This is a genomic window from Kingella sp. SNUBH-2017, assembly GCF_028680565.1.
Taxonomy (GTDB): Bacteria; Pseudomonadota; Gammaproteobacteria; order Burkholderiales; family Neisseriaceae; genus Kingella_D; species Kingella_D pumchi.
In genome coordinates this window covers 345445-369511 of sequence record NZ_JAPHVK010000001.1, presented here as the reverse complement: position 1 = coordinate 369511, position 24067 = coordinate 345445, and the positions used below count along the sequence as shown (strand labels likewise).

21 protein-coding genes are annotated in these 24067 nt (G+C 60.0%); 17 read left to right on the top strand and 4 right to left on the bottom strand.

Annotated elements, in window-relative coordinates:
• The 14 genes from OP500_RS01760 (at position 1) to OP500_RS01695 (ending at position 13224) form a co-directional block, all read left to right on the top strand.
• Positions 1-588 (top strand): hypothetical protein, encoded by a 588-nt coding sequence (locus OP500_RS01760; RefSeq protein ID WP_274069994.1) that lies wholly within the window; start codon positions 1-3, stop codon positions 586-588.
• A 278-nt stretch (positions 589-866) separates the two neighbouring features.
• Positions 867-1718 carry a bifunctional methylenetetrahydrofolate dehydrogenase/methenyltetrahydrofolate cyclohydrolase FolD gene (gene folD / locus OP500_RS01755; RefSeq protein ID WP_274069993.1) on the top strand — a complete coding sequence of 284 codons (852 nt, stop codon included), beginning with the start codon at positions 867-869 and terminating at the stop codon, positions 1716-1718.
• A 132-nt stretch (positions 1719-1850) separates the two neighbouring features.
• Positions 1851-2282, top strand: coding sequence for a hypothetical protein (locus tag OP500_RS01750; RefSeq protein ID WP_274069992.1), 432 nt, complete (start codon positions 1851-1853; stop codon positions 2280-2282).
• 61 nt (positions 2283-2343) lie between these two features.
• Entirely contained in the window at positions 2344-2832 is a 489-nt protein-coding gene (locus OP500_RS01745) for a hypothetical protein (RefSeq protein WP_274069991.1), read from the top strand.
• A 60-nt stretch (positions 2833-2892) separates the two neighbouring features.
• Positions 2893-3516, top strand: coding sequence for a LysE family transporter (locus tag OP500_RS01740; protein WP_274069990.1), 624 nt, complete (start codon positions 2893-2895; stop codon positions 3514-3516).
• A gap of 35 nt (positions 3517-3551) precedes the next feature.
• On the top strand, positions 3552-4229 hold the full coding sequence (locus OP500_RS01735) for an alpha/beta hydrolase-fold protein (RefSeq protein ID WP_274069989.1): 678 nt from the start codon (positions 3552-3554) through the stop codon (positions 4227-4229).
• 131 nt (positions 4230-4360) lie between these two features.
• Positions 4361-5287, top strand: coding sequence for a MetQ/NlpA family ABC transporter substrate-binding protein (locus tag OP500_RS01730; RefSeq protein ID WP_238746133.1), 927 nt, complete (start codon positions 4361-4363; stop codon positions 5285-5287).
• 326 nt (positions 5288-5613) lie between these two features.
• Entirely contained in the window at positions 5614-6879 is a 1266-nt protein-coding gene (gene murA / locus OP500_RS01725) for a UDP-N-acetylglucosamine 1-carboxyvinyltransferase (RefSeq protein ID WP_238746135.1), read from the top strand.
• 80 nt (positions 6880-6959) lie between these two features.
• Positions 6960-8090: a carbamoyl-phosphate synthase large subunit gene (locus tag OP500_RS01720; protein ID WP_274069988.1), complete on the top strand. Its 1131-nt coding sequence runs from the start codon at positions 6960-6962 to the stop codon at positions 8088-8090.
• Complete coding sequence (locus OP500_RS01715) at positions 8087-9157, top strand: GNAT family N-acetyltransferase (RefSeq protein ID WP_274069987.1); 1071 nt, start codon at positions 8087-8089, stop codon at positions 9155-9157. Before OP500_RS01720 ends, OP500_RS01715 begins: the two co-directional genes overlap by 4 nt.
• A gap of 111 nt (positions 9158-9268) precedes the next feature.
• Positions 9269-10249 (top strand): NAD-dependent epimerase/dehydratase family protein, encoded by a 981-nt coding sequence (locus tag OP500_RS01710; RefSeq protein ID WP_238746141.1) that lies wholly within the window; start codon positions 9269-9271, stop codon positions 10247-10249.
• On the top strand, positions 10224-11030 hold the full coding sequence (locus OP500_RS01705; RefSeq protein WP_238746143.1) for an MBL fold metallo-hydrolase: 807 nt from the start codon (positions 10224-10226) through the stop codon (positions 11028-11030). The genes OP500_RS01710 and OP500_RS01705 overlap by 26 nt, the downstream gene beginning before the upstream one ends.
• Positions 11027-12298 carry a F390 synthetase-related protein gene (locus OP500_RS01700; protein WP_238746145.1) on the top strand — a complete coding sequence of 424 codons (1272 nt, stop codon included), beginning with the start codon at positions 11027-11029 and terminating at the stop codon, positions 12296-12298. The genes OP500_RS01705 and OP500_RS01700 overlap by 4 nt, the downstream gene beginning before the upstream one ends.
• A complete protein-coding gene (locus tag OP500_RS01695; RefSeq protein ID WP_238746147.1) occupies positions 12295-13224 on the top strand; it encodes a 3-oxoacyl-[acyl-carrier-protein] synthase III C-terminal domain-containing protein in 930 nt (309 codons plus the stop codon). Before OP500_RS01700 ends, OP500_RS01695 begins: the two co-directional genes overlap by 4 nt.
• Positions 13225-13270: 46 nt before the next feature.
• On the opposite strand, the gene OP500_RS01690 is transcribed toward OP500_RS01695, so the two are convergent.
• The 3 genes from OP500_RS01690 to OP500_RS01680 form a co-directional block, all read right to left on the bottom strand.
• On the bottom strand, positions 13271-13954 hold the full coding sequence (locus OP500_RS01690) for an SIR2 family NAD-dependent protein deacylase (protein WP_238746149.1): 684 nt from the start codon (positions 13952-13954) through the stop codon (positions 13271-13273).
• 95 nt (positions 13955-14049) lie between these two features.
• Positions 14050-15849: a dihydrolipoyl dehydrogenase gene (lpdA, locus tag OP500_RS01685; RefSeq protein WP_238746151.1), complete on the bottom strand. Its 1800-nt coding sequence runs from the start codon at positions 15847-15849 to the stop codon at positions 14050-14052.
• A gap of 100 nt (positions 15850-15949) precedes the next feature.
• Positions 15950-17092, bottom strand: coding sequence for an aminotransferase class V-fold PLP-dependent enzyme (locus OP500_RS01680; protein WP_274069986.1), 1143 nt, complete (start codon positions 17090-17092; stop codon positions 15950-15952).
• Between the two features lie 333 nt (positions 17093-17425).
• Between OP500_RS01680 and OP500_RS01675 the strand changes: the two genes are divergently transcribed.
• On the top strand, positions 17426-20101 hold the full coding sequence (locus tag OP500_RS01675) for a S8 family serine peptidase (RefSeq protein WP_274069985.1): 2676 nt from the start codon (positions 17426-17428) through the stop codon (positions 20099-20101).
• A 364-nt stretch (positions 20102-20465) separates the two neighbouring features.
• On the opposite strand, the gene gdhA is transcribed toward OP500_RS01675, so the two are convergent.
• The gene (gene gdhA / locus OP500_RS01670; RefSeq protein WP_274069984.1) at positions 20466-21803 is read right to left on the bottom strand and encodes an NADP-specific glutamate dehydrogenase; all 1338 of its coding nucleotides are present in this window, start codon (positions 21801-21803) and stop codon (positions 20466-20468) included.
• A 322-nt stretch (positions 21804-22125) separates the two neighbouring features.
• On the opposite strand from gdhA, the gene OP500_RS01665 reads away from it, so the two are divergent.
• On the top strand, positions 22126-23076 hold the full coding sequence (locus tag OP500_RS01665) for a YheT family hydrolase (RefSeq protein WP_274069983.1): 951 nt from the start codon (positions 22126-22128) through the stop codon (positions 23074-23076).
• Between the two features lie 160 nt (positions 23077-23236).
• A complete protein-coding gene (gene rsmA, locus OP500_RS01660; RefSeq protein ID WP_274069982.1) occupies positions 23237-24016 on the top strand; it encodes a 16S rRNA (adenine(1518)-N(6)/adenine(1519)-N(6))-dimethyltransferase RsmA in 780 nt (259 codons plus the stop codon).
• The last annotated feature ends 51 nt before the right edge of the window (positions 24017-24067 follow it).

The following is a 24067-nucleotide window of genomic DNA, read 5'->3' as shown; positions in this document are numbered from 1 at the left end:
TTGTTTTGCAAAAACCTTATTCATTCCATTAAAAATCCGACATTACTGGATTTTGTAGGATTCGGCGTTACTTTTTTAATCTCTTTTTTCGCATCAATAGCCTTTTATTTTGCCGGAGCTGTAGAAGAAAATTTATTACTTAAAGAAGTGATAATGTCGAGTGATATTGAATATATAGTCAAACAAGGCGGGCGTCGTGGTGCCGATTGGCTGCAATTTCATGCCAATGGCATCGACTATTCCGTATCGTGTGGGGTAAACAATATGGATATTAACGCTCCATGCAATAAAAAATTATATGATAAAACCCTAACCGGGAAGGATGTCAAAATTTTCGAGATTTCTGCAGACTCCAAGCAAAATATTGAAGGAGTGCTGATAAGCGGACAATTTAAAGAGAAAGACAAGGATAAAATATACTTTTTTACTGAAAATAATGATTTTTTTGAGAAAGAATTAAAAAAAGGAAAGGTGAAGGTTTATATACATAAAAGTTTCTTTTTTATTTCACTAATCTGTGCTTTATTTTCTTTTCCTTGCTTCATCACTTCCGCAAGAAATTTAGCAATTTCTTCAAATAAAATATAACTTATAATAAGTTACACATGGGAAATCCTGATGTTGCTTACAGGCTCTCAAGGACAATTGTGTAAAAAGCACTGGGATTTTCTGCATTTCAGGCTGCCTGAAACCAAACCTAAAGGCAGCCTGAAAACTACGCCCGCCGTACTTTAGCGGGCTTTTTATCCAGACGAGGCAGCCGTTTCGCCATTCGCAGAAGCAGCTGCCCGCAGGCAGCCTGAAACGTCTTTCAGGCTGCCTTTTCCGCTATAATGCCGCCGCCTTAAGCCACCTGAAAGACTGCCATGACCGCCATTCTGATCGACGGCAAAAAAACTGCCGCCCAATGTCTCGAAACCGTCCGCGCCAAAACTGCCGAGCGTGCCGCCGCCGGCCTGCGTCCGCCCGGGCTGGCCGTGGTGCTGGTGGGCGACGATCCCGCCAGCGCCGTTTATGTGCGCAACAAAAACACCGCCTGCGAAAAAGCCGGTTTCCAATCATTTTCCTATCATCTTGCCGCCGATACCGCCGAAGCCGAGCTGCTGGCGCTGGTTGATGAATTGAACGCCAATCCCGCGGTGGACGGCATTTTGGTGCAACTGCCGCTGCCGCCGCAGATCGACAGCCAGAAAGTGCTCGAACGCATCCGCCCCGACAAAGACGTAGACGGCTTTCATCCCTACAACGTCGGCCGCCTTGCCGTGCGCATGCCGCTGATGCGCCCGTGCACCCCCAAAGGCGTGATGACGCTGCTGGCCGCCTACGGCATCAGCCCCAAAGGCAAGAAAGTGACCATCGTTGGCGCGTCCAATATCGTCGGCCGGCCGCTGATGCTAGAAATGATGCTGGCAGGCGCCACCCCCACCATCTGCCACCGCTTCACCCTGAATCTTGCCGACGAAGTGGCCGCCGCCGATATCGTTGTCGTTGCCGTGGGCAAACCCGGGCTGGTGAAAGGCGAATGGATCAAACCCGGCGCAGTGGTGGTCGATGTCGGCATCAACCGCCTGCCCGACGGCAGCCTGTGCGGCGACGTCGAATTTGACAGCGCCAAAGAGCGCGCCGGCTACATTACCCCCGTGCCCGGCGGCGTCGGTCCGATGACCATCGCCAGCCTGCTGGAAAACACGCTCGAAGCCGCCGAACAGCGCGGATGATTTTTCAGGCTGCCTTGGCCACAAGGCAGCCTGAAACCTTTTTTCCTTTGTTTTTTAGAAACCCGCCATGCCCCCCGCCAGATAACCGCCGTCGCCCTGCGTACCGCCGCCCTGCTGATACTGCTCCGAACCTTGTCCGCCGCCGTTGCCATTTATGCGGGCAACCGCGAAATCGGCGCCGATTTGGAAATGACTTACTGGATGTACGCCGCCAATGCCGCCTGCTGCGTGGTTTTGTGGCTGTTTTCCCTGCCGCTGGCCAAACTGCTGCTGCCCGCCGCCGAAGCCGCGCCGCAGGAGCCGCCCAAACATCCCGCGCCGTGGCTGACTACCGGCATTGCTCTTATCGGCCTGTTTACGCTGATCGGCGCCCTAAGCGACGCGCTGTATCTAGCAACGCGGATCAGCTACATCCGCAGCCTGGATGCCGGTGCTTCCATTTGGCAAACACTCGATACCGACGGCAAGGCCGCCGTGCTGATCAATGTGTTCGAACTGCTGGCCGGCGCTTTGCTGCTGTTTCGCGCTGGCGCATTCAGCCGCTGGCTAATGCGCCGGATTTAAACGCAAGGCAGCCTGAAAACTTTCCCCTTCACTCAAATAAGCACCCAAATAAGGATAAATGATGAGTCTTGACGAACGTTACCGCGCCCCGCAAAGCAACGATAGCAATGCCGCGTTGGACAACTCCGATGCGCCCGCGCTGTGGAACCCCAATGCCGCCGCTTCGTGGTCGCTGCTGTTTTCGCCCGTTTTCGGTGCCACACTGCATATGCTCAATGCCCGTGCGATGGGCGATAAAGATCAGATACGCCAAAGCAAATGGGCGCTGATTATCTTATTGGTTATTTTTCTGCTGCTTCCGCTGGTGGCGCTGTTTTTTAACCCCAAGAACAATACATTCGGCCTGATTTTGCTGCTGGGCTGGTATTTCGCGATCGGCCGCCGGCAGGTGGAAGCAGTCAAACAGAAATACGGTAGCAACTACCCGCGCAGACCCTGGTTTAAACCCTTGGCGCTGGCGGTGCTGGGCATGGTAGCCTATCTGGCCTATGCTTTTATAGTCGCCTTTTTGATTGCCTCCATCTTCCCCGAAGCAATAATCGTTGAATAAGCGCACAAGCAGCCTGAAAACTTTTCAGGCTGCTTGTTTTGTCCCGATATAGGAAACCGCATGGACTTTTGGCACGGATTTTGGGTAATCACCGGCATTCATCTGCTGGCGGCGGCTTCGCCCGGCCCCGATTTTGTATTTGTTTCGCAGCAGACGCTCTCGCGCGGGCGGCGGGCGGGGCTGGTGTGCTCGCTCGGTATCGCGCTCGGCTTGGGTGTGCACATCGCATACTCGGTGCTGGGGCTGGCGGCGGTAATCGCCTCGGCGGCCTGGCTGCTGAGTGCCATAAAAATTAGTGGCGGCGCCTATCTGCTGTATCTCGGCATTAAAGGGCTGCGCGCCAAAGCCCAAGGCAAAACGGTAGAACTGCACGCCCGAACGCTGCCTGCGCAGTCGGTCGCGGCGGGCTTGTGGAAAGGTTTTCTGTGCAACCTGCTCAATCCCAAAGCGCCGGTTTATCTGGTGTCGGTCTTTACCGTGGTACTGTCGCCAGCGATGCCGCTGTGGCAGCTGGCGGTTTACGGCGTATGGATGATTGTGCTGCAGTTGGTATGGTTTGCCGCGGTGGCACTGCTTCTGTCCGTGCCGCGCGTAAACCGCCATTTCCGCCAGGCCGGCCACTGGCTCGACCGCTTGCTCGGCTCGGTGATGGCGCTCTTGGGCATCAAAGTGATGATGAGCTAAACCGCCTTTCAGGCTGCCTAAACGGAAACCTACCGATGAAACTTAGTCAAACCCTTACCCTAAACCAGCAAAGCATCCGCGTGTACGCTGCGGAAAACCCGTCTGCCGATGCGCCGCTGGTGCTGACCTTTCTGCAGCCGCACGAAGCCGACGCGCTGGCAGCGCTGTTGGAGCAAGATTTGGTGCTGCTGGCCATCGACGAAGCAGACTGGGAGCAGTCGTTCACGCCGTGGCCGGCGCCGAAAGTGTTTAAAAAAGGCGCCGATTTTGGTGGCGGTGCCGGCACTTATTTCGCCCGCCTGTGCGCCATGCTGCCCGCAATCGAAAGCAGCCTGAATCTGCAGCCCGAATGGCGCGGCATTGCCGGCTACTCGCTGGCCGGGTTGTTTGCCGCCTGGAGCGCCTATCAAAGCGGCCAGCCCTTTAGCCGCACCGCCTGCGTGTCCGGCTCGATGTGGTACGACGGCTGGCTTGAGTTTGCCGCCCACGCCATGCCCAGCCCGCCGCAATACGCCTATTTCTCGCTGGGCGACGAAGAGAAAAACAGCAAAAACCCGCGCATGGCGGCGGTGGAAGACAATATGCGCACCACCGAAGCGCTGTGGCGCGAGCGCGGCATCCGCAGCACGTTTGCAAGCAACAGCGGCGGCCATTTCCACCAGGTGCCCGAGCGCATTGCCGCCGCAATCGCCCGGCTGGCGCAGGCAGCCTGAAAGCCCGTTTGCGCCGGCCAAACCGCATCTACCGCCGATTCGGTATAATCACCGCTTTCAGGCAGCCTGAAACGCCGGCCGGCCTGTTTCGCCGCTTTTGGCGGCACCCCGAAACCATTAGGAGAACATTGATGAACACACTATTGAAATACACTTTGGCCGCCGCTTTCGGCCTGACTCTGGCCGCCTGCGGCAACCAGGGCGCGGACAATGCCGCCGCATCCGGTGCCGGTGCCGGTGCCGCCCCCGCTTCCGGCAGCAGCGCCGGCGCCGAGAAAACCGAAATCCGCTTCGGTTCCACCCCCGGCGACTTTGCCGACATGGTTAAAGAGCAGATCCAGCCCGCGCTGGAAAAACAGGGCTACACCGTAACCCTGACCGAGTTTCCCGACTACGTTACCCCCAATCAGGCGCTGGATCAGAACGCCATCGATATCAATATCTTCCAGCACAAGCCCTATCTTGACGCGTTCAAAGCCGAACACAAGCTGGATTTGGTCGAAGTATTCCAAGTGCCGACCGCGCCGCTGGGCATCTACCCGGGCAAACTCTCGAAGCTGGAAGACGTGAAAAACGGCAGCACCGTTTCCATTCCCAACGACCCCTCCAACCTTGCCCGCGCGCTGGTGATGATGAACGAACTGGGCTGGATCAAGCTCAAAGACGGCGTCGATCCGCTTAAAGCCTCGCGCGCCGACATCGCCGAAAACACCAAAAACATCGAGTTTGTCGAAATGGAAGCGGCCAATCTGCCGCGCAGCCGCCAAGACGTCGATTTCGCCATCGTCAACGGCAACTACGCCATAAGCAGCGGCATGAAGCTCACCGAAGCGCTGTTCCAAGAACCGAGCTTCGCCTATGTGAACTGGTCGGCCGTGCGCAGCGCCGATAAAGACGCCAAATGGGTTAAAGACGTTGAAGCCGCCTACAATTCCGACGAATTCAAAGCCTACGCGCACAAACGCTTTGCCGGCTACAAATATCCGGCATCCTGGGGCGAAGGCGCGGCCGCCGGCGCCAAAGCCGAAGCGTCCGCCGCCGCATCCGCAGCCAAATAAAGCCGCCCGAACGGCAAATCCAAGCAGCCTGAAAACCCGTTGGCGGTTTTCAGGCTGCTTTCGGTTCGCGCTGCCGTGCGGCGTTAAAGTGCGAAAACGGCGCATGCAAAGACATTTGGTCTGGCCGCCGGCGCGCCGCCCCCAAGCATAAGGCAGCCTGAAAGCGGATTCAGGCCGCTTTGGCCGTTTTCCGCTATAATCCGCCGCTTTCCCATACGGCATTCAGGCAGCCTGAAGCCTTTGCACAATCCAAACCCCTTTAACACCCCTTATAACCGACGGCATTTACTGTTTTCAGGCTGCCTGCAACACAAAACACGAAAGGTATGACTACTGTGGCCAGCAAACTCAAAATCACGGGCAACGGCCCGCTCAATGGCGAAATCACCATCTCCGGCGCTAAAAATGCCGCCCTGCCGCTGATGTGCGCCGGGCTTTTGACCGCCGGCACCCTGCGCCTGAAAAACGTGCCGATGCTGGCCGACGTCAAAACCACCCAAAAACTGCTGCAAGGCATGGGTGCCCGCGTGCTTACCGACAACATCCACGAATTTGAAATCAACGGCGGCACCGTTTCCAACACCTGCGCCCCCTATGATCTGGTGCGCACCATGCGCGCCTCGATCCTGGTGCTCGGCCCCACCCTCGCCCGCTTCGGCGAAGCCCAGGTCAGCCTGCCCGGCGGCTGCGCCATCGGCTCGCGTCCGGTTGACCAGCACCTGAAAGGGCTCGAAGCCATGGGCGCCGAAATTGTTATCGAACACGGCTATGTCAAAGCGCGCGGCAAGCTCAAAGGCGCGCGCGTGCTGATGGACATGGTTACCGTCGGCGGCACCGAAAACCTGCTGATGGCCGCCACGCTGGCCGAAGGCACCACCGTGCTGGAAAACTGCGCCGTCGAGCCCGAAGTGGTCGATCTGGCCGAATGCCTGGTCAAAATGGGCGCGAAAATCAGCGGCATCGGCACGCCGGTCATGACCGTCGAAGGCGTCAAAGAGCTGCACGGCGCCGAACACAGCGTCGTCCCCGACCGCATCGAAGCCGGCACCTTCCTGTGCGCGGTGGCGATGGCCGGCGGCAAAGTCCGCCTGAACCATGCCGCGCCGCACACCATGGGCGCGGTGCTCGACAAACTGCGCGAAGCCGGCGCCCAAATCAGCACCGGCGACGACTGGATCGGCATCGACATGCCCGGCCGTCCCAAAGCCGTCGTCATCAAAACCGCGCCGCACCCGGGCTTTCCCACCGACATGCAGGCGCAGTTTATGGCGATGAACGCCGTCGCCGAAGGCAGCGCCACCGTAACCGAAAACATCTTTGAAAACCGCTTTATGCACGTGCCCGAACTCAACCGCATGGGCGCCGACATCGAAGCCGAAGGCAACACCGCCATCGTGCGCGGCGTCGCCAAACTCTCCGGCGCATCAGTAATGGCCACCGACCTGCGCGCCTCCGCCAGCCTGGTCATCGCCGGACTGGTGGCCGACGGCGAAACCATTGTTGACCGCATCTACCATCTCGACCGCGGCTACGAGCATATCGAAACCAAGCTGCGCGGCGTCGGCGCCAATATCGAGCGCGTCAGCGCGTAAACGGCCGCCGCTGCGCCGCCACAAGCAGCCTGAAAGCCCGTAAAGCGGTTTTCAGGCTGCCCGAACATTCACATCTTCCCATGAACATCCTGATCACCTGCCCGCGCGCGCCTGCGGTTTTGGACTGGATTGCCGTTTTTTCAGGCAGCCTGAAAAACGCCGGCCAGATTGTGCTGTGCGACAGCCTGCGCTTTCCGCTGGCGGCCTTTGCCGCGCGGCGCGGTGCGCGGTTGCGTTATTGCCGCATTCCCGCGCCGCGCACCGATTTTGCCGCTTATGCGGCGGCGATGGCGGATTTGGTGGCGCAGGCCGACCTGGTGGTGCCGACCTGCGAAGACATTTTCCATCTGGCGCATGTGCCGTTGCCCGAAGCGCAGCGGGAAAAACTGTTTATGCCGCTGCGCGATCTGCTGCTGGGGCTGCACCACAAGGCGCGGTTTTTTGATTATCTGCCGCGCGGCGCAGGGGTGTGTTTTCCCGAAACGCGGCTGCTGGAATCGGCGGCAGAGATTGATTTTTCGCGTTTGGCCGATTCGGTGTTCAAGCCGGTGTACAGCCGCTTCGGGCGACAGGTGAAAATCGCGCCCGTGCCGTCTGAAATTGCGGCGCTGCCGGTTTCGCCGGCGCGGCCGTGGGTGCAGCAGCAGCGCATTTTCGGCCGACCGCTGTGCAGCTATGCAGTGTGCGGACACGGGCAGGTGGCGGCGCAGGTGGTGTACGATCCGATGTATCCGCTCAACGGCTCGGCTTCCACTTATTTCCGCCGTGTTGCCGAGCCGCGCATTCTGGATTTTGTTGCACGCTTTGCCGCGCAAAACGCTTATCACGGCCAAGTGGCCTTTGATTTTATCGACGACGGCCGCGAGATTTACGTTATCGAATGCAATCCGCGTGCCACCAGCGGCATCCATCTGCTTGCCGGTGCGCTGTCCTTTGCCGACGACCGTTGGCATTTTGACGAAAGCCGCGTCGGCACGGCAGCCACGGTGTCCAAAAAACTGTGGCCGCTGTTTGCGCGGCAGGTGCGCGGTAAGAAAACCCTGCGCCAAGTGCGTGCCGACTACGCGGCGGCGCGCGACGTATTGGCCGGTATCCCTGCCCGCGGCTTGCTGCTTGCCGCCAGCGAAACCACATGGCAGGCGTGGCGGCAGGGCATTGCCTTTACCGACGCATCTACCGCCGACATCGAATGGAACGGTGATACGCCATGAATCTGAACGACGGACTGTGCCGCCTGCTTACCGAGTTCCCCGCCACCGGTTTGATTGCCAACGACCACAGCGAAAAGCGGATGGCAGACGGCCTGCTGCTTTCATACAGCAAAGGCACGGGCGATCAGGCGTGGACGGTGTCTCTCTATGCTGCGTTAGTGCAGGCGGGGCGGGACGAACTGGTAAAGCTGCCGCACTTTCAGGCTGCCGCAACGGGAGGGCTGATTACGGTGTTGGCACGGCTGTTGCGCCTAGGGCAAATCGACCGTACCGTAGCGGTGCAGAATTTCGGCCTTTCCACCAATCTTTACAGCCACGATTTCCTTAACCGCCCGCCTGCCGCCCTGCGTGCGGCCGCTCAAGCCGCCTATCCGCACACGGCAGTTATCATCCGCTCACTCAATGCAGCGCACCACCGGGATTTGATGGACGCGCTGCAACAGGACGGTTGGCGGTTTCTGCTTACGCGGCAAATTTACCTTACCGACACCATCAAACAAATCACCTGCCGCAGCGACAGCAAACGCGACGCAAAATTACTGAACGATGGCCGCTACCGCTTCCGCCGCCTGAGTGCCGCCAGCGCCGACGCCGATTTTCAGGCTGCCTTGGATTTTTACAACGGGCTGTATCTGGGAAAATACTCGATAGGAAATGTTCGGTTTACCCATTTGTGGCTGCGCGAAACCGTAGCGCGGGACCTGCTGGCGCTGTATCTGATGGAGTGCACGGCCAACGGCGCGGCGGCAGGCTGCGCGGGCATGATCTGCGAAGAAGGCAGGCTGACCACCCCCGTGCTGGGTTACGATTTGAGCCTGCCGCAGAATGAAGCGCTATACCGGCGGCTGTCGGCGTTTATCGTGCGCTACTGTGCCGAGCGCAACCTGAGCCAGCACTGGAGCGGCGGTGCAGCCGGTTTCAAAAAATCGCGCGGCGCCGTGCCCGAATTGGAATACACGGCGGTATACGTCCGCCATCTGCCGCTGCAGCGGCGTGCGGTATGGCGGCTGCTGGAAAAACTGAGTAACGGGCCGTACCGGCGGCTATTGGAGAAAAACGGGCTTTAAGGCCCGGGAATAACGGGCATTGCCAAGCGCCCAAAAGCAGCCTGAAAGCAAAAGGCAGCCTGAAACCCCGTTTCAGGCTGCCTGCAGGCAACCACAGTCGAAAGAAAATCCATGGCAACAGTTCTTATCACCGGCGCAACCGGTTTTCTCGGCGGCTATGCCGTGCGCGAGCTGCTGGCGGCGGGCTATACGGTGCACGGTTTCGGGCGCGATGCGGCCAAGGCGGCGCAACTGGAGCTCGAATGCGGCATCAAAGTGCATCTGGGCGATTTGTCCGATGCCGATGCCGTTTCCGACGCACTGGCGGGCGCGGATTACTGCATCCACTCGGGCGCGTTGTCGAGCGTGTGGGGACGCTGGGACGATTTTTACCGCGCCAATGTGCTGGGCACGCAAAACGTACTTTCAGGCTGCCTCAAACACGGCATCCGGCGGCTGGTGTTTGTTTCCTCGCCCAGCATTTACGCCGCGCCGCGCGAGCAGCTCGATATCCGCGAAGAAGACGCGCCGGCCGACAACCGGCTCAACCACTACATCCGCAGCAAAATCCTGGCTGAGCGCTCAGTACGCTCGGGCGGCGTACCGAGCGTGATTATCCGCCCGCGCGGGCTGTTCGGCGTCGGCGACACCAGCATCATTCCGCGCCTGCTGGCACGCAACCGCAGCACCGGCATTCCGCTGGTCAACGGCGGCCGCCACCTGACCGACCTGACCTGCGTGGAAAACGCCGCCTACGCGCTGCGGCTGGCGCTGGAAAGCGAAGCGGCCGCCGGCCAAACCTACAACATTACCAACGGCGAGCCGCAGCCTTTTGCCGATTTGCTGGCGCAGTTTTTTCAGGCTGCCGGCCAAAATATGCGCACCCGTGCCGTATCGCGGCGCGGCCTGTGGCTGGCGGCCAATGTGCTTGAAAGCGCGTTCAGGCTGCTTAATATCGGCAAAGAGCCGCCGCTTACCCGCTACACCGCCTGCCTGCTCACCTACGGCCAAACCCTAAACATCAATAAAGCACGCCGCGAGCTGGGCTACAAGACGCGCATCAGCATCGCACAAGGAATCGAACACTATGTCCGCCACTGCCCCCTTGATTGAATCCGTCCGCTATTTCGCCTGCGGCCACTGCGTCAACCACTTACAACGCATTTTCCGCCACCACCCCAAGCAAAAACGCGTGTTCCAGGCAGGCGTGTTTTTAATCAAACACCGCGTTCACGGCCATATCCTGTACGACACCGGCTACGGCACTGCGCTCAACCGCTTTTATTGGAAATACCTGATTTACCGCGCCATCAACCCCACTTATGTCCGCGCCGAAGACACCATTGCCGCCCGGCTTGAAGCCGCCGGTATCGCGCCCGAGAGCATCGGCACCGTCATCGTTTCCCACCTGCATCCCGACCACATCGGCGGTCTCAAATCCTTTCCCCATGCCCACTTGCTGCTCACGCAAGGCTGCTGGGACACCTACCGCGAAAACCGTTTCCGCTCGCTGATTTTTCCCGAATTTCTGCCCGACGATTTCGAGCAGCGCGCGCAAATCGTGCCGATAAACGGTATTCAGACGGCCTTTCCCTATGCCGAAACCGCCGATTTGTTCGGCGACGGTTCGCTGTTTCTGGCCGCGCTCGACGGCCACGCCAAAGGGCAGGGCTGCCTGTATATTCCCGAGCGCAATCTCTTTATTGCCGCCGACGTCTGTTGGGGGCAGGACGTACTCGCCTTTACCGAACAAATGCGCCGCCTGCCGCGCCTGATTCAAGACGATTTCGCCGCCTACCGCCGCAGCAGTGCGCTGCTGCAAACCCTGCAGCAAAACGGCATCCGCGTGCTGGTGAGCCACGACAAACCCGAATACATCGGCGGCATCTTATGAGCATCAACCGGCTGTGGCTGTTTCTAGCCACCTTTATCCGCACCCGCTGGTTTCCACGCAAAACCCGCGCCGCGTTGCTCGCCTGGCAGCAGCGCACACTTGCAGGGCAGCTGGCATTTTTCAGACAGCATGCGCCCTATTTTCGCGACGGCATCGACTTTGCCGCCTTCCAAATGGACAAGGCGCTGATGATGGAAAACTTCGACGCGCTCAACACCGTCGGCATCGGCAAAGAGCAGGCGCTGGCCGTTGCCCTGGAAGCCGAGCGCAGCCGCGATTTCTCGCCGACGGTCGGCCGCGTGTCCGTCGGCCTGTCTTCCGGCACTTCCGGCCACCGCGGCCTGTTTCTCACCACGCCCGAAGAGCAGGCGATGTGGGCGGCGGCGGTGCTGGCGAAAATGCTGCCGCCGCGCCGGCTGTTCGGCCAGCGCATCGCTTTCTTTTTACGCGCCGACAACAATCTGTACCAAACGCTCGACTCGCCCCTGCTGTCTTTCCGTTTTTTCGACATGCAGACACCGCTTGAAGCGCATCTGTCCGCCCTGCAAAACGCCCGGCCGACCATACTCGTCGCTCCCGCTTCGGTGCTCGCGCGTCTGGCGCAATACCAAAACCAGGGCCGTCTGAACATTGCCCCGCAGCAGGTCATCTCGGTGGCCGAAGTTTTGGAAACGCGCGATGCCGACTACATCGCCGCCGCTTTCAGGCTGCCGTTTACCGGCCAGATTTACCAGGCCACCGAAGGCTTTCTCGCCGCCACCTGCCGCTGCGGCACCCTGCACCTGAACGAAGACATCGTGATGGTCGAACCGCAATGGCTGGACGACACCCGCTTTATTCCCGTTATCACCGATCTCAAGCGCCGCTCGCAGGCCTTTGTACGCTACCGGCTCAACGACATCCTGCACATCCGCCGCACGCCCTGCCCATGCGGCTCGCCCCATCTGGCGCTGGAAAAAATCGAAGGCCGCACCGACGATATTTTTGTTTTCACCGACCGCGCGGGCAAAGCCGTCGAAATCTATCCCGACTTTATCCGCCGCTGCATCCTGTTTATCGACGGCATCCGCGAATACCGCGTCTGCCAAACCGACAGCCATACCGTCGAAATCGCCCTTTCAGACGGCAGCAGGCAGCAGCAAAACGCCATCGTCCGCCAGTTTGAAAACCTGATGGCGCAATACGGCATCGACGGCGTGCGCTACCGCTTTGTCCCCTACTCGCAGCCTGAATACCGCAAACTCAAACGCATCGAGAGAAAAACATGAATAAACTGGAAATCATCGGCTGGGGCAGCAGCCTGCCGTCGCAGCGCGTACAGACAGGCGGCCAAACCCGCTACCGCGCCGCAGAGGGCGAAACCCAGCTCGGCATGATGTGCGCCGCCGCCCGCAAAGCGCTGGCCAAAGCCGGCATCGCCACCGCCGATTTGGACTGCATCGTTGCCGCCGCAGCCGTCGGCGTACAGCCCATTCCCTGCACCGCCGCCTTAGTTCACGAACAAATCGCCCAAGGCAGCGACATTCCCGCCTTCGACATCAATTCCACCTGCACCGGCTTCATCACAGCGCTCGACACCGTTTCCTACCTGATTGCCGCCAAACGCTACCGCACCGTGCTGATTGTGGCCGGCGATCTCGCTTCCTGCGCGCTCAACCCTGCCCAGCGCGAGAGTTTCGAGCTGTTTGGCGACGGCGCGGCCGCCGTCGTTATCCGCCATACCGATGCCGAAAAAGGCGTTATCGGCGCCATGCAGCAAACCTGGTCGCAAGGCGCACACAGCACCGAAATCCGCGGCGGCCTGACCGCCCTGCCGCCGCAGCGCTACGCACAGAGCGACCCCACCGACTTTCTTTTCGACATGAAAGGGCGCGACGTGCTCAAACTCTCGCTGCAGAAAATCCCCGCCCTGTTCGCCGAATTTTGGACGCAAACACGGTTAAGCCCGGCCGACATCGACCTCGTCATCCCCCATCAGGCCAGCAAAGCCCTACCATTGATGATGAAAACGCTGGGTTTCAAAACAGGGCAATACATCGACACCGTAGCGCAATACGGCAATATGGTCTCCGCCTCCGTTCCCTTCGCCCTGTGCCAGGCGCTCGACGAAGGCCGTCTGAAAACAGGAAACAAAATCCTGCTCACCGGCACCGCCGCCGGGCTGACATGCAATATTTTGTGTTTGCAGATTTAAGGGCAGCCTGAAAGCCGCAAAACGGTTTTCAAGCTGCTTTTATTTTTCAGGCTGCCTTTGCCAACAGCCATTCCACCAGCGGCGGTACGCCGGCGCAGGCGGTTTGGGGGATGATTTCGACGCGGCGGCTGCTCAGGTTGGGCTTGGGGTCGATCAGGTAGATGTCGGCGTCGGCGCGGGCGTAGGCGAGCAGGCCGGCGGCGGGATAGACTTTGAGCGACGTGCCGACCACGATGACGGTGTCGGCCGCTTCCACCCATTGCGCGGCCTGCCCGATCAGCGGCACTTCTTCGCCGAACCAAACGATATGCGGGCGCAGCGGCCGGCCTTTGCTGTCGCAGTCTTCCAGCCGCTGGTCGCCCTGCCAGCCGATGATTTCGTCTTCGTCGGCGCTGCTGCGCAGCTTGTTCAGCTCGCCGTGCAGATGCAGTACGCTGCGGCTGCCGGCGCGCTCGTGCAGGTCGTCCACGTTTTGGGTAACGATGCGGGTGTCGTAGCCCTGTTGCAGGCGCGCGAGGGCAAGATGGGCGGCGTTGGGCGCGGCGGCCGCGGCTTTGCGGCGGCGCTCGTTGTAAAAGTCGATAACGGTTTGCGGGCTGCGCTCAAAGGCTGAGGGGGTGCAGACGTCTTCGATGCGGTGCCCTTCCCACAGGCCGTCGCTGTCGCGGAAAGTCTGCAGCCCGCTCTCGGCGCTGATGCCGGCGCCGCTCAGTATCACGCATTTTTTCATGTGTTTTCCCTTGGGATAATCGGATTAAAAGGCAGCCTGAAAACCATGAAACCGGTTTTCAGGCTGCCTTATTCTGCATTTAAGCACTCAAGCGCTTATTTTTTCTTTTTCTGCGGCGGCAAGTCGGTGCATACGCCCAATGCCACTTCCGCGCTCATGCCGATGGATTCGCCGAGCGTGGGGTGCGGGTGGATGGTTTTGCCGATGTCTTCGGCGTCGCAGCCCATTTCGATGGCCAGGCAGATTTCGCCGATCATGTCGCCCGCATGGGTGCCGACGATGGCGCCGCCGATAATCAGGCCGGTTTCGGCGTCGAAAATCAGCTTGGTGAAGCCTTCGTCGCGGCCGTTGGCGATGGCGCGGCCGGAAGCTGCCCACGGGAACACGGATTTGGTGATTTTGATGCCGTCGCGTTTGGCAATCTCTTCGGTTACGCCCACCCAGGCCACTTCGGGGTCGGTGTAGGCCACGCCGGGAATCACGCGGGCGTCGAAGTAGGCTTTGTGTCCCGCGCAGTTTTCGGCGGCAACGTGGCCTTCGTGCACGGCTTTGTGCGCCAGCATCGGCTGGCCGACTACGTCGCCGATGGCGTAGATGTGCGGCACGTTGGTACGCATTTGTTTGTCCACTTCGATAAAGCCGCGTTCGGTAACGGCCACGCCGGCTTTTTCCGCGCCGCACAGTTTGCCGTTGGGTGCGCGGCCTGCGGCCACCAGCACCAAATCGTAGCGCTGCGGCTCTTTGGGCGCTTTTTCGCCTTCAAAGCTCACATAGATGCCGTCTGCTTTGGCTTCCACAGCCACGGTTTTGGTGTTGGTCATGATGTTGTCGAAGCGGTGGGCGTTCATTTTTTCCCATACTTTCACCAAGTCGCGGTCTGCGCCCTGCATCAGGCCGTCCATCATTTCCACCACATCCAAACGTGCGCCCAGCGTGCTGTAAACCGTGCCCATTTCCAGGCCGATGATGCCGCCGCCGATAATCAGCATTTTTTTCGGCACTTGGCGCAATTCGAGTGCGCCGGTGCTATCGACGATGCGCGGATCTTGCGGGATAAACGGCAGGTTTACCACGCGGCTGCCCACGGCGATGATAGCGTTTTTGAAAGCGATGGTTTTCTTCGCGCCAGTTTCGGTGAGCGCTCCGTCGTATTGCGCACCTTCGGTCAGCTTCACTTCCAGATGGTTCGCGCCGACAAATTCGCCTTTGCCCTGAATCAGATCGACTTTACGGGCTTTGGCCATACCGGCCAGACCGCCGGTAAGTTTGCCGATGACTTTTTCTTTGTAGCCGCGCAGCATGTCGATGTCGATTTCCGGCGCGGGGTATTTGATGCCGTTGGCGGCTAGGTGCTTCACTTCGTCAATTACTGCCGCATTGTGCAGCAGGGCTTTAGACGGGATACAGCCCACGTTCAGGCACACGCCGCCGAGGGTTTTGTACTGATCGACGATGGCGACTTTCAAGCCTTCGTCGGCTGCAGCAAACGCGGCGGAATAGCCGCCCGGGCCGCCGCCCAGTACCACTACGTCGTATTCGGCATCGGCATTGCCGCTGAACGATGCGGCTTGCGGCGCAGGCGTTGCGGCTTTCGGGGCTTCAGGCTGCGCGGCGGGCGCAGGAGCGGCTGCAGCTTTGGGTGCTTCGGCGGCAGCGCCTTCGGCTTCGATCACGGCAATCAGGCCGCCTTCGGAGATTTTGTCGCCCACTTTGACTTTGACTTCTTTCACCACACCGGCGGCTTCGGCCGGTACGTCCATGGTGGCTTTGTCGGTTTCCAAAGTAATCAGGGTGTCGTCGATGGCAACCGTATCGCCGGCTTTGATTTCCACGGCGATGATGTCCACGTTTTCATGTCCGCCGATGTCGGGGACTTTCAATTCGATTAAGCTCATTTTCGGCCTTTCTGTCGGGGGTTCGGTAAGGTTGCAGCGCCCTTTCAGGCTGCCAGGCTGCCTGAAAGGGCGCTGCCATTATAGCCCAAGCCGGGCGCATTCACACGGCTGTGCCGGCGGCAATCTGCTCGAGCGCCTGGCGCAGCAGCCGCACCGTGCGGCCGGTATCGGCCAGCTTGTCGAGACCGAACAGACCGATGCGGAAGGTTCGGAAGTCGGCGCCTTCGCCGCATTGCAGCGGCACGCCGGCGGCAATCTGCACGCCGGCTGCGGCAAAGGCTTGGCCGCTGCGGATGTCGTCGCGCCCGGTGTAGCAGACCACCACGCCGGGCGCTTCGAAGCCGGGCGCGGCGGCGCTGGCAAAGCCATTTTCCGCCAGCAGGGCGCGCACTTCGCGTCCCAAATCTTCCTGGGCGGTTTTCAGGTTGCCCCAACCGATCCGGCGCGCTTCGAGCATGGTGTCGCGCAGGCGCAGCAGCGAATCGGTGGGCAGGGTGGCGTGGTAGGCGTGGCCGCCCTGTTCATAGGCGCGCATGATGTCGAGCCATTTTTTCAAATCGAGCGCGAAGCTGTCGGACTCGCTGTCTTGCACCGCCTGCACCGCGCGTTCGGACAGCATCACCAGTCCGGCGCAGGGCGTGCCGCTCCAGCCTTTTTGCGGCGCGCTCAGCAGGATGTCGATGCCCAAACCGCGCATATCCAGCCAGATGCAGCCTGAAGCGATGCAGTCGATTACCGTGAGCGCGCCAACCGCATGGGCGGCGGCGGACAGGCGGCGGATGTAGTCCGGCGGCAGCATCATGCCCGAAGCGGTTTCCACATGCGGGGCGAAAACGATGTCGGGACGGAATTCGGCGATTGCGGCTTCCACTTCTTCAATCGGCGCCGGCGCAAAGGGCTGCTGCGCGCCTTCGGCAATGCGGCGGGCGCTCAGCACCCGCGTGTCGGCCGCCAAACCGCCGCGCTCGAGTATCTGCGACCAGCGGAAACTGAAAAAGCCGTTGCGCACAATCAGGCAGCGCTTGCCGCGCGCCAGCTGGCGCGCCACCGCTTCCATGCCGGCGGTGCCGCTGCCGGGCACAATGGCGGCAGCATCGGCGGCATACACTTCGCGCAGCATCGCCGACAAATCGCGCATAGCGGTTTGGAACTGCTGCGACATATGGTTGAGCGCACGATCGGTATAGACCACGGAATACTCGAGCAGGCCGTCGGGATCGGGGTGTTTGAGCAGGGCAGGCATAACAGACTCCTTATTTCGTTATTGTAGAGGGCAGCCGAAGCTGCCGGCCTATTGTGGCCGATAGCGGCAGCAGCGGCAAGAAACGCGCCCGATGAAAACGGCACAAAAACAATAATCCCCAACAATCAGGCAGCCTGAAAAAAGATAAATGCGCGTTTTTTGCCGTTTCAGGCTGCCTGTTGCCGCCGAACGGCAAAAATCTTGCATTCGGGCATGCGGTATGCTGGCAGAATCCGGCTGCCTGAAAACGCGCAGCATCCAAGCACAAAACACCAATCCCGACCCGCCGGCCGCCACATCGGAACCATCCCGCCTGCAAGGAAAGCCAGCACCATGAAACTGAAGAAAAACCTGATTGCCGTATCCATTTCCGCCGCCCTGCTGGCCGCCTGCGGCGGCGGAGGCGGCGGCAGCGGGGACGACAACAGCCGTCCCGACACCAACGCCACTCCCACGCCCAACCGGCCGAAACAGCCGCAGCCGGGCAATTTCAGCCAGCAAAAAGACTACCAAAAATCGTCCGATCAGGATCGTGCGCAGGCCGACGGCCGCGACACCACCATCCTGCTTACCGACAGCGGCGTCGATCTGACCATCGCCCGCAAGACCGGCGCCAAAGTCGATGCCAAGATGACCACCACCGATGCCCAAGGCAATGTGAAGGAAGTCGACACCAAACCGACGGCCGATTTGAAAAACGGCGGCCTGAACAGCCACGGCACCAATATGGTGGAAGTGATGATGCAGCATGGTGCCAAAGGCGCCCAAATAGCCGTTGGCGGGGTGAATTTCTCGCAAAGCACCGATGCCGACATCATCAAAATCGAAGCTTCGATTCTGAGCAAGCGCGACAATGTCGCCGTTATCAACCATTCCTTCTCCACCGGCGAGCAGGATTACAGCAAGCTCAACGACTATAGTGCGGTTGCTAGCCTTTTCGGTGCGATGGCGCAGCAGTCAGGCGCGCTGTTTGTTTCTGCCGCCGGCAACGACGGCAAAGCCAATCCCGATATCGACGCCGCCATCTACCGCATCAATACACCGCTGGCGCGCGAGCTGGAGAAAAATTGGCTGGTTGCCACCGGCGTTTATCTGGACGGTTCGGTGATTGAAAACCGCTGCGGCATCACCAAAGACCACTGCATCGCCGCCAAAGAGTTCCACAATGTAACCGACGTCAATACCAAAAAAACCGGCGGCACCATTGGCTCGTCCAACGCCACCGCCGTGGTTTCCGCCACCGCCGCGCGCATCCGTTCGCGCTTTGACTGGATGCGCGGCGCCGAATTGAAAAAAACGCTGATCAGCACCACCGATGACGCCGGCGCCAAAGGCAACGACAGCACCTACGGCGTCGGTATTCTCAACGAAGCGCGCGCGCTGGGCGGCTACGGCAAAGTCAATGGCCAGGAAATCCTCAATGTGGCCGGCAAAAAACGCGAATACTATTTCGACAACGACATCAGCGGCAGCGGCGGCATCGTGAAAAACGGCGCCGCATCGCTGGTATTAACCGGCAACAACAGCTACACCGGCACCAACCAAATCCAGCAGGGCTCGCTGGTTTTGGCCGGCAACAACCGCGCCGGCAACGTCGTTACCGCGGGCGGGCGGCTGACCGTCGGCGCCAACCAGAACGCCCGCATCAGCAGCGGCGACGTTTTAGTCAACGGCGGCACGCTCTCGGCCGAAACCGCCAACGATTTTTACATCGACGGCAGCCTGAAATTCAACGGCGGCACGCTCGACAAAGCCATCGGCTCGGCGGTGAAAGTCAGCGGCAACGCCGACATTTCCGGCAACAGCGTGCTGAACATTACCGGCGCCTACAGCGGCTACGCCACCAAAGTCGGCCAAACCGAAACCCTGCTCACCGCCAAAAACATCAATGGCAGCTTTAAAGTAAACGACAAAACCAACGGCCTGATTGAAAACCAGGTAAACCAAAACAGCAGCGCCATCACCGTCAGCAGCAAGCGCAACGAAGTCGGCAAAGTGGTACCGGCATCCGCCTACGAAGGCGCCGGCCGCGATGCCCGCAAACTGGAGCAGGTATTCGCCGCCTTCGACCAGGCCGCCGAGCAAGGCAGCCTGAACGACGGGCAACTGGCCGCCGCCCGCATCTACACCCAAAGCCGCCAGCTGACCGAAACCCTGTTTGCCCAAGGCACCGACACCCATCTGCACAGCCAGCACAACCAAATCGACACCGATATGATGCAGAACGAGCGGTTTGCCGAAAAACTGGGCGAAGCGGCCGGCCAAAACGGCGCGGTATGGCTGGATTACACCGGCTCCGCTTCCCGCCTGAAAATGGACGGCATTTCCGGCAAAAGCCGCGACTACGGCATCGGCGTCGGCGCATCACACGCCTTCGGCCGCCACCTTATCGCCGCCGGCGCCAACCGCCTGGACAACCGCTGGGAAGAGCGTTTCGGCAGCGTTGAGAAAACCGTCAAAACCGAAGGCTACGGCCTGGATCTCGGCTACGGCTATGCCGCGCCGCACGGCATCGGCATCTATGGCACGCTGGGCTGGAACAAGCTCAAAGATGCGGGCAAGCTCTACAGTTTCGGCGTGGGCGTGAACAAAACCTTTATGCTCTCGTCGCTGGCGCTGAAACCCGAGTTCTCGCTGCAATACGCCAAGGTGGACGCCAAAAACATCGATGTTTCCGCCACCCAGTATCTTGATGGCATGAACACCAAAGCCACCGCCGCCAAACTCGGCATCAGCGCGCTGTATTCGTTCAACGACCAGCTGACCGTGTTCGGCAAAGCCGGCCTTGCCCGCGATCTGCAGCGCAAAACCGCCGAGCACACCACGGTGAAAAACACCGGCATCAGCGTCGCGCTCGACAGCAGCGACAAGAAAACGCGCTTCAACCTTGCCGCCGGCGCCGCCTACAGCGTCAGCGAAAACTGGAAGCTCGGCCTTGCCCTGCAGCACATCCGCGCTTCGCACTGGCACAACAGCTCGGTGAATGCCCAAGTGAAATACCGTTTCTAAAACGGCATCCGCCCCAATCAGGCAGCCTGAAAGCCGATATTGCGCTTTCAGGCTGCTTTTTGTCTGTTTGCTTTGCCTGTTTACCGTTTCAGGCTGCCTGCGGGCAGCAAACTACGCAACCCAAAAGCAGCCTGAAAGCAGGTAGGTTGGGTTGCCAAACCCAACATTTTTAACGCTTAAAGATTTTGTTGGGGCTCGACCCAACCTACGACCTGCCGATGGGCAGCAAACTGCGCAACCCCAAAGCAGCCTGAAAACCGAAAACCCGGCTTTCAGGCTGCCTGCGCCCTGCCCTGCCGGCACAAAAAAACGCGGCGGCTCGGATACTCTAAAGAGTCCGAACCGCCGCGCGTTTAGGCGGGGATTAGATTACGCCTTGTGCCAGCATGGCTTCGGCAACTTTCTTGAAGCCGGCGATGTTGGCGCCGTTTACGTAGTTCACATAGCCGCCTTCGCTGCCGTTGGCAACGCAGTTTTCATGGATGTTTTCCATGATGCCGTGCAGGCGTTGGTCAACTTCTTCGGCGCTCCAAGACAGGCGGATGGCGTTTTGGCTCATTTCCAGACCGGAAGTGGCGACGCCGCCGGCGTTGGAGGCCTTGCCCGGGGCGTAAAGGATTTTCGCGCCGATAAAGGCTTCAACCGCGCCGAGGGTGGAGGGCATATTGGCGCCTTCGGCCACGCATTTGACGCCGTTTTTCAGCAGCTCTTTGGCGTCGTTTTCATCCAGTTCGTTCTGGGTGGCGCAGGGCAGCGCGATGTCGCAGGCCACGCCCCACGGACGTTTGCCTTCGAAGTATTCCAGACCCTGCTCTTTGGCAAACACCGACAGGCGCTCGCGGCGGACGTTTTTCACTTCCTGCAGCGCGTCGAAGTGGGCTTCGGTCATGCCGGAATCGGGGAATTTGACGAAGCCGGAAGAGTCGGAAACGGTCAGCACTTTGGCGCCCAGCTGCAGGGCTTTTTGGGCGGCGTATTGGGCAACGTTGCCGGAGCCGGAAATCACCACGCGTTTGCCGTCGAAGCTGTCGCCTTTGGTTTTGAGCATGTTGCGGGCGAAGTACACGGTGCCGTAGCCGGTGGCTTCGGGGCGGATCAGGCTGCCGCCGTAGGTCAGGCCTTTGCCGGTGAGTACGGAAGTGAATTCGTTGCGTACGCGGCGGTATTGGCCGTAGAGATAGCCGATTTCGCGCGCGCCCACGCCGATGTCGCCGGCGGGCACGTCCAGATCGGCGCCGATGTGGCGGGAAAGTTCGGTCATAAAGGCTTGGCAGAAACGCATCACTTCGGCGTCGGATTTGCCTTTGGGATCGAAGTCGGAACCGCCTTTACCGCCGCCCATCGGCAGGGTGGTCAGCGCATTTTTGAAGACTTGTTCGAAAGCCAGGAATTTGAGCACGCCCAAATCTACGGTGGGGTGGAAGCGCAGGCCGCCTTTGTAGGGGCCGATGACGGAGTTCATCTGGATGCGGTAGCCGCGGTTTACCTGCACTTGGCCTTGGTCGTCCACCCAGGAGATGCGGAACATAATCACGCGCTCGGGCTCGACGATGCGCTCCAGCAGGCCGGCTTTGGTGTATTGCGGGTTTTTGTCCAAAAACGGTTTCAGGCTGCCGAATACTTCTTCAACGGCTTGGTGGAATACGGTTTGGTTCGGATCGCGCTGTTTGATCTGCTGGAACAGGGAATCTAGGTTGCTCATGCCATTCTCCATTTAGTTAAGGCGGTTGGTGGTGGAAATCCGCCTGCGCTCCGTGCCGGCACAGGCGGTTTGTTGCGGCGTGTAGTCTAGCAAGAATTGCCTGTCTTTGCCATAGCGAAAACCGGATAAAACCGCCTTGCCGCAGGCGCTGTAGGCAGCCTGAAAGCCCTTTGCCGCCCGCCGGCGAATCCCAATCCCGAAAGCAGCCTGAAAAGAATGAGCAGCACCTTTTTCGCGCGCCGGATAGTTTTCAGGCTGCCCTTGCCGCTGCCGCCGTGCTTTCCTATACTGGCCGCCGTTTTTGTTATCGCAAAGTTTTGCCATGAATCCGCACGATCTGCTGCAACAGCTGCCGCCGCTGCAGGCGCCGCCCTGGCTCAAGGGCGGCCATGCGCAAACGCTGTACGCCAAAGCCCTGCAGTCGCCGCCGCCCGCCTACCGCCGCGAGCTGCTGCCCGACAGCTACGGCGAAGATTTGGCCGCCTACGATTTTGTCGATGCCGCCGACCCCGACGCGCCACTGGTGGTGCTGTTTCACGGACTCGAAGGCAGCAGCACCAGCCATTACGCCGTCGAACTGATGCACCGCGTGCGCGCGCACGGCTGGCACGGCGTGGTCGCCCATTTCCGCTCTTGCGGCGGCGTGGCGTCCAAACGGCTTTACCACAGCGGCGACACCCGCGAAGCAGCGCATATGCTCGCGCTTTTGGCGCAGCGCTACCGGCGGATTTACGCCGTCGGCGTGTCGCTGGGCGGCAATGTGCTGGCGAAATACCTTGGCGAACAGGGCAGCGCCGCCCTGCCCGCCGCCGCGGCAACGGTTTCTTCGCCGCTCGATTTGGGCGCCGGCAGCCGCCTGCTCGAAAGCGGGCTGTCGCGCCTGCTCTACACGCCCTATTTCATGCACACGCTGATGGGCAAAGTGCCGGCCGGCCGCCGCCGTTTCTGCCGCTCGCTGGCGGAGTTTGACAACCGCTACACCGCGCCGCTGCACGGTTTTGCCGATAAGGACGACTATTACGCCCAATCGTCCGCCAAGCCGCTGCTGAAAAACATTGCCGTGCCGACGCTGCTGCTGAACGCGCGCAACGATCCCTTTGTTCCCGCCGACAGCCTGCCTACTGCCGCCGATATCTCGCCCAGCGTCTGCCTGCTGCAGCCCGAGCACGGCGGCCATTGCGGCTTTGTCAGCGGCGGCGGCCGCGGCCACCTGCGCTGGCTGCCCGACACCCTGCTCGCTTTTTTCGACGGACTCGAGCGCCGGCGCGGTTAAACCGTTTTCAGGCTGTCTGTTATCCGCTTTAACCCAAATAAAGGCAGCCTGAAAACCAAAAGCAGCCTGAAAATCCCTTTCAGGCTGCTTTTAGCCGTTTTCCGCACAGTACCAATGCTTTTCGGTACAATGGCGCCCTTTTGATTTCCGGCACATTTCCATGAAACCCCATCAGGCACGCAAGCGCTTCGGCCAGAATTTCCTGCAGGACACGCGCATCATTCAGGACATCGTCAATGCCGTGCGGCCGCAGCCTGAAGACACCGTTATCGAAATCGGCCCCGGGCTGGCGGCAATTACCGAGCCGCTGTGCCGCCGCCTGAGCCGGCTGCATGTTTGCGAAATCGACCGCGACATCATCGCCTACCTGCGCGCGCAGCCCTTTGCCGCCAAACTGCAAATCCACGAAGGCGACGTGCTGCAGTTTGATTTTTCCGGCGTGCCCGGGCGCAAAAAAATCGTCGGCAACCTGCCCTACAATATTTCCACGCCGCTGCTGTTCAAGCTCAGCACCTATGCCGGCGAAATCGAAGACATGCACTTTATGCTGCAAAAAGAAGTGGTCGAGCGCATGGTGGCGCAGCCTGAAAGCAACGATTACGGCCGCCTGAGCGTGATGCTGCAGTATTTTTTCGATATGGAAAAACTGATCGACGTACCGCCCGAATCGTTTACGCCCGCGCCGAAAGTCGATTCGGCGGTGGTGCGCATGATTCCGCAGAGCGGCCGCATCGGCACCGCCGCCGATTTCGACGGCTTTGCCGCGCTGGTCAGACAGGCTTTTTCCCAACGGCGCAAAACCCTGCGCAACAATCTGAAAGGGCTGGCCGGCGAAGCAGACATGGCCGCCGCCGGCATCGACCCTCAGCAGCGTGCCGAAGCCGTCGCGCCCGAGCGCTACGTCGCCCTGAGCAACCGCCTGGCCGCGCAGGCAGCCTGAAAATGCCCGCCCTACTTTGGAGAACCCCATGGCAAAACCCGCTTCCGACAT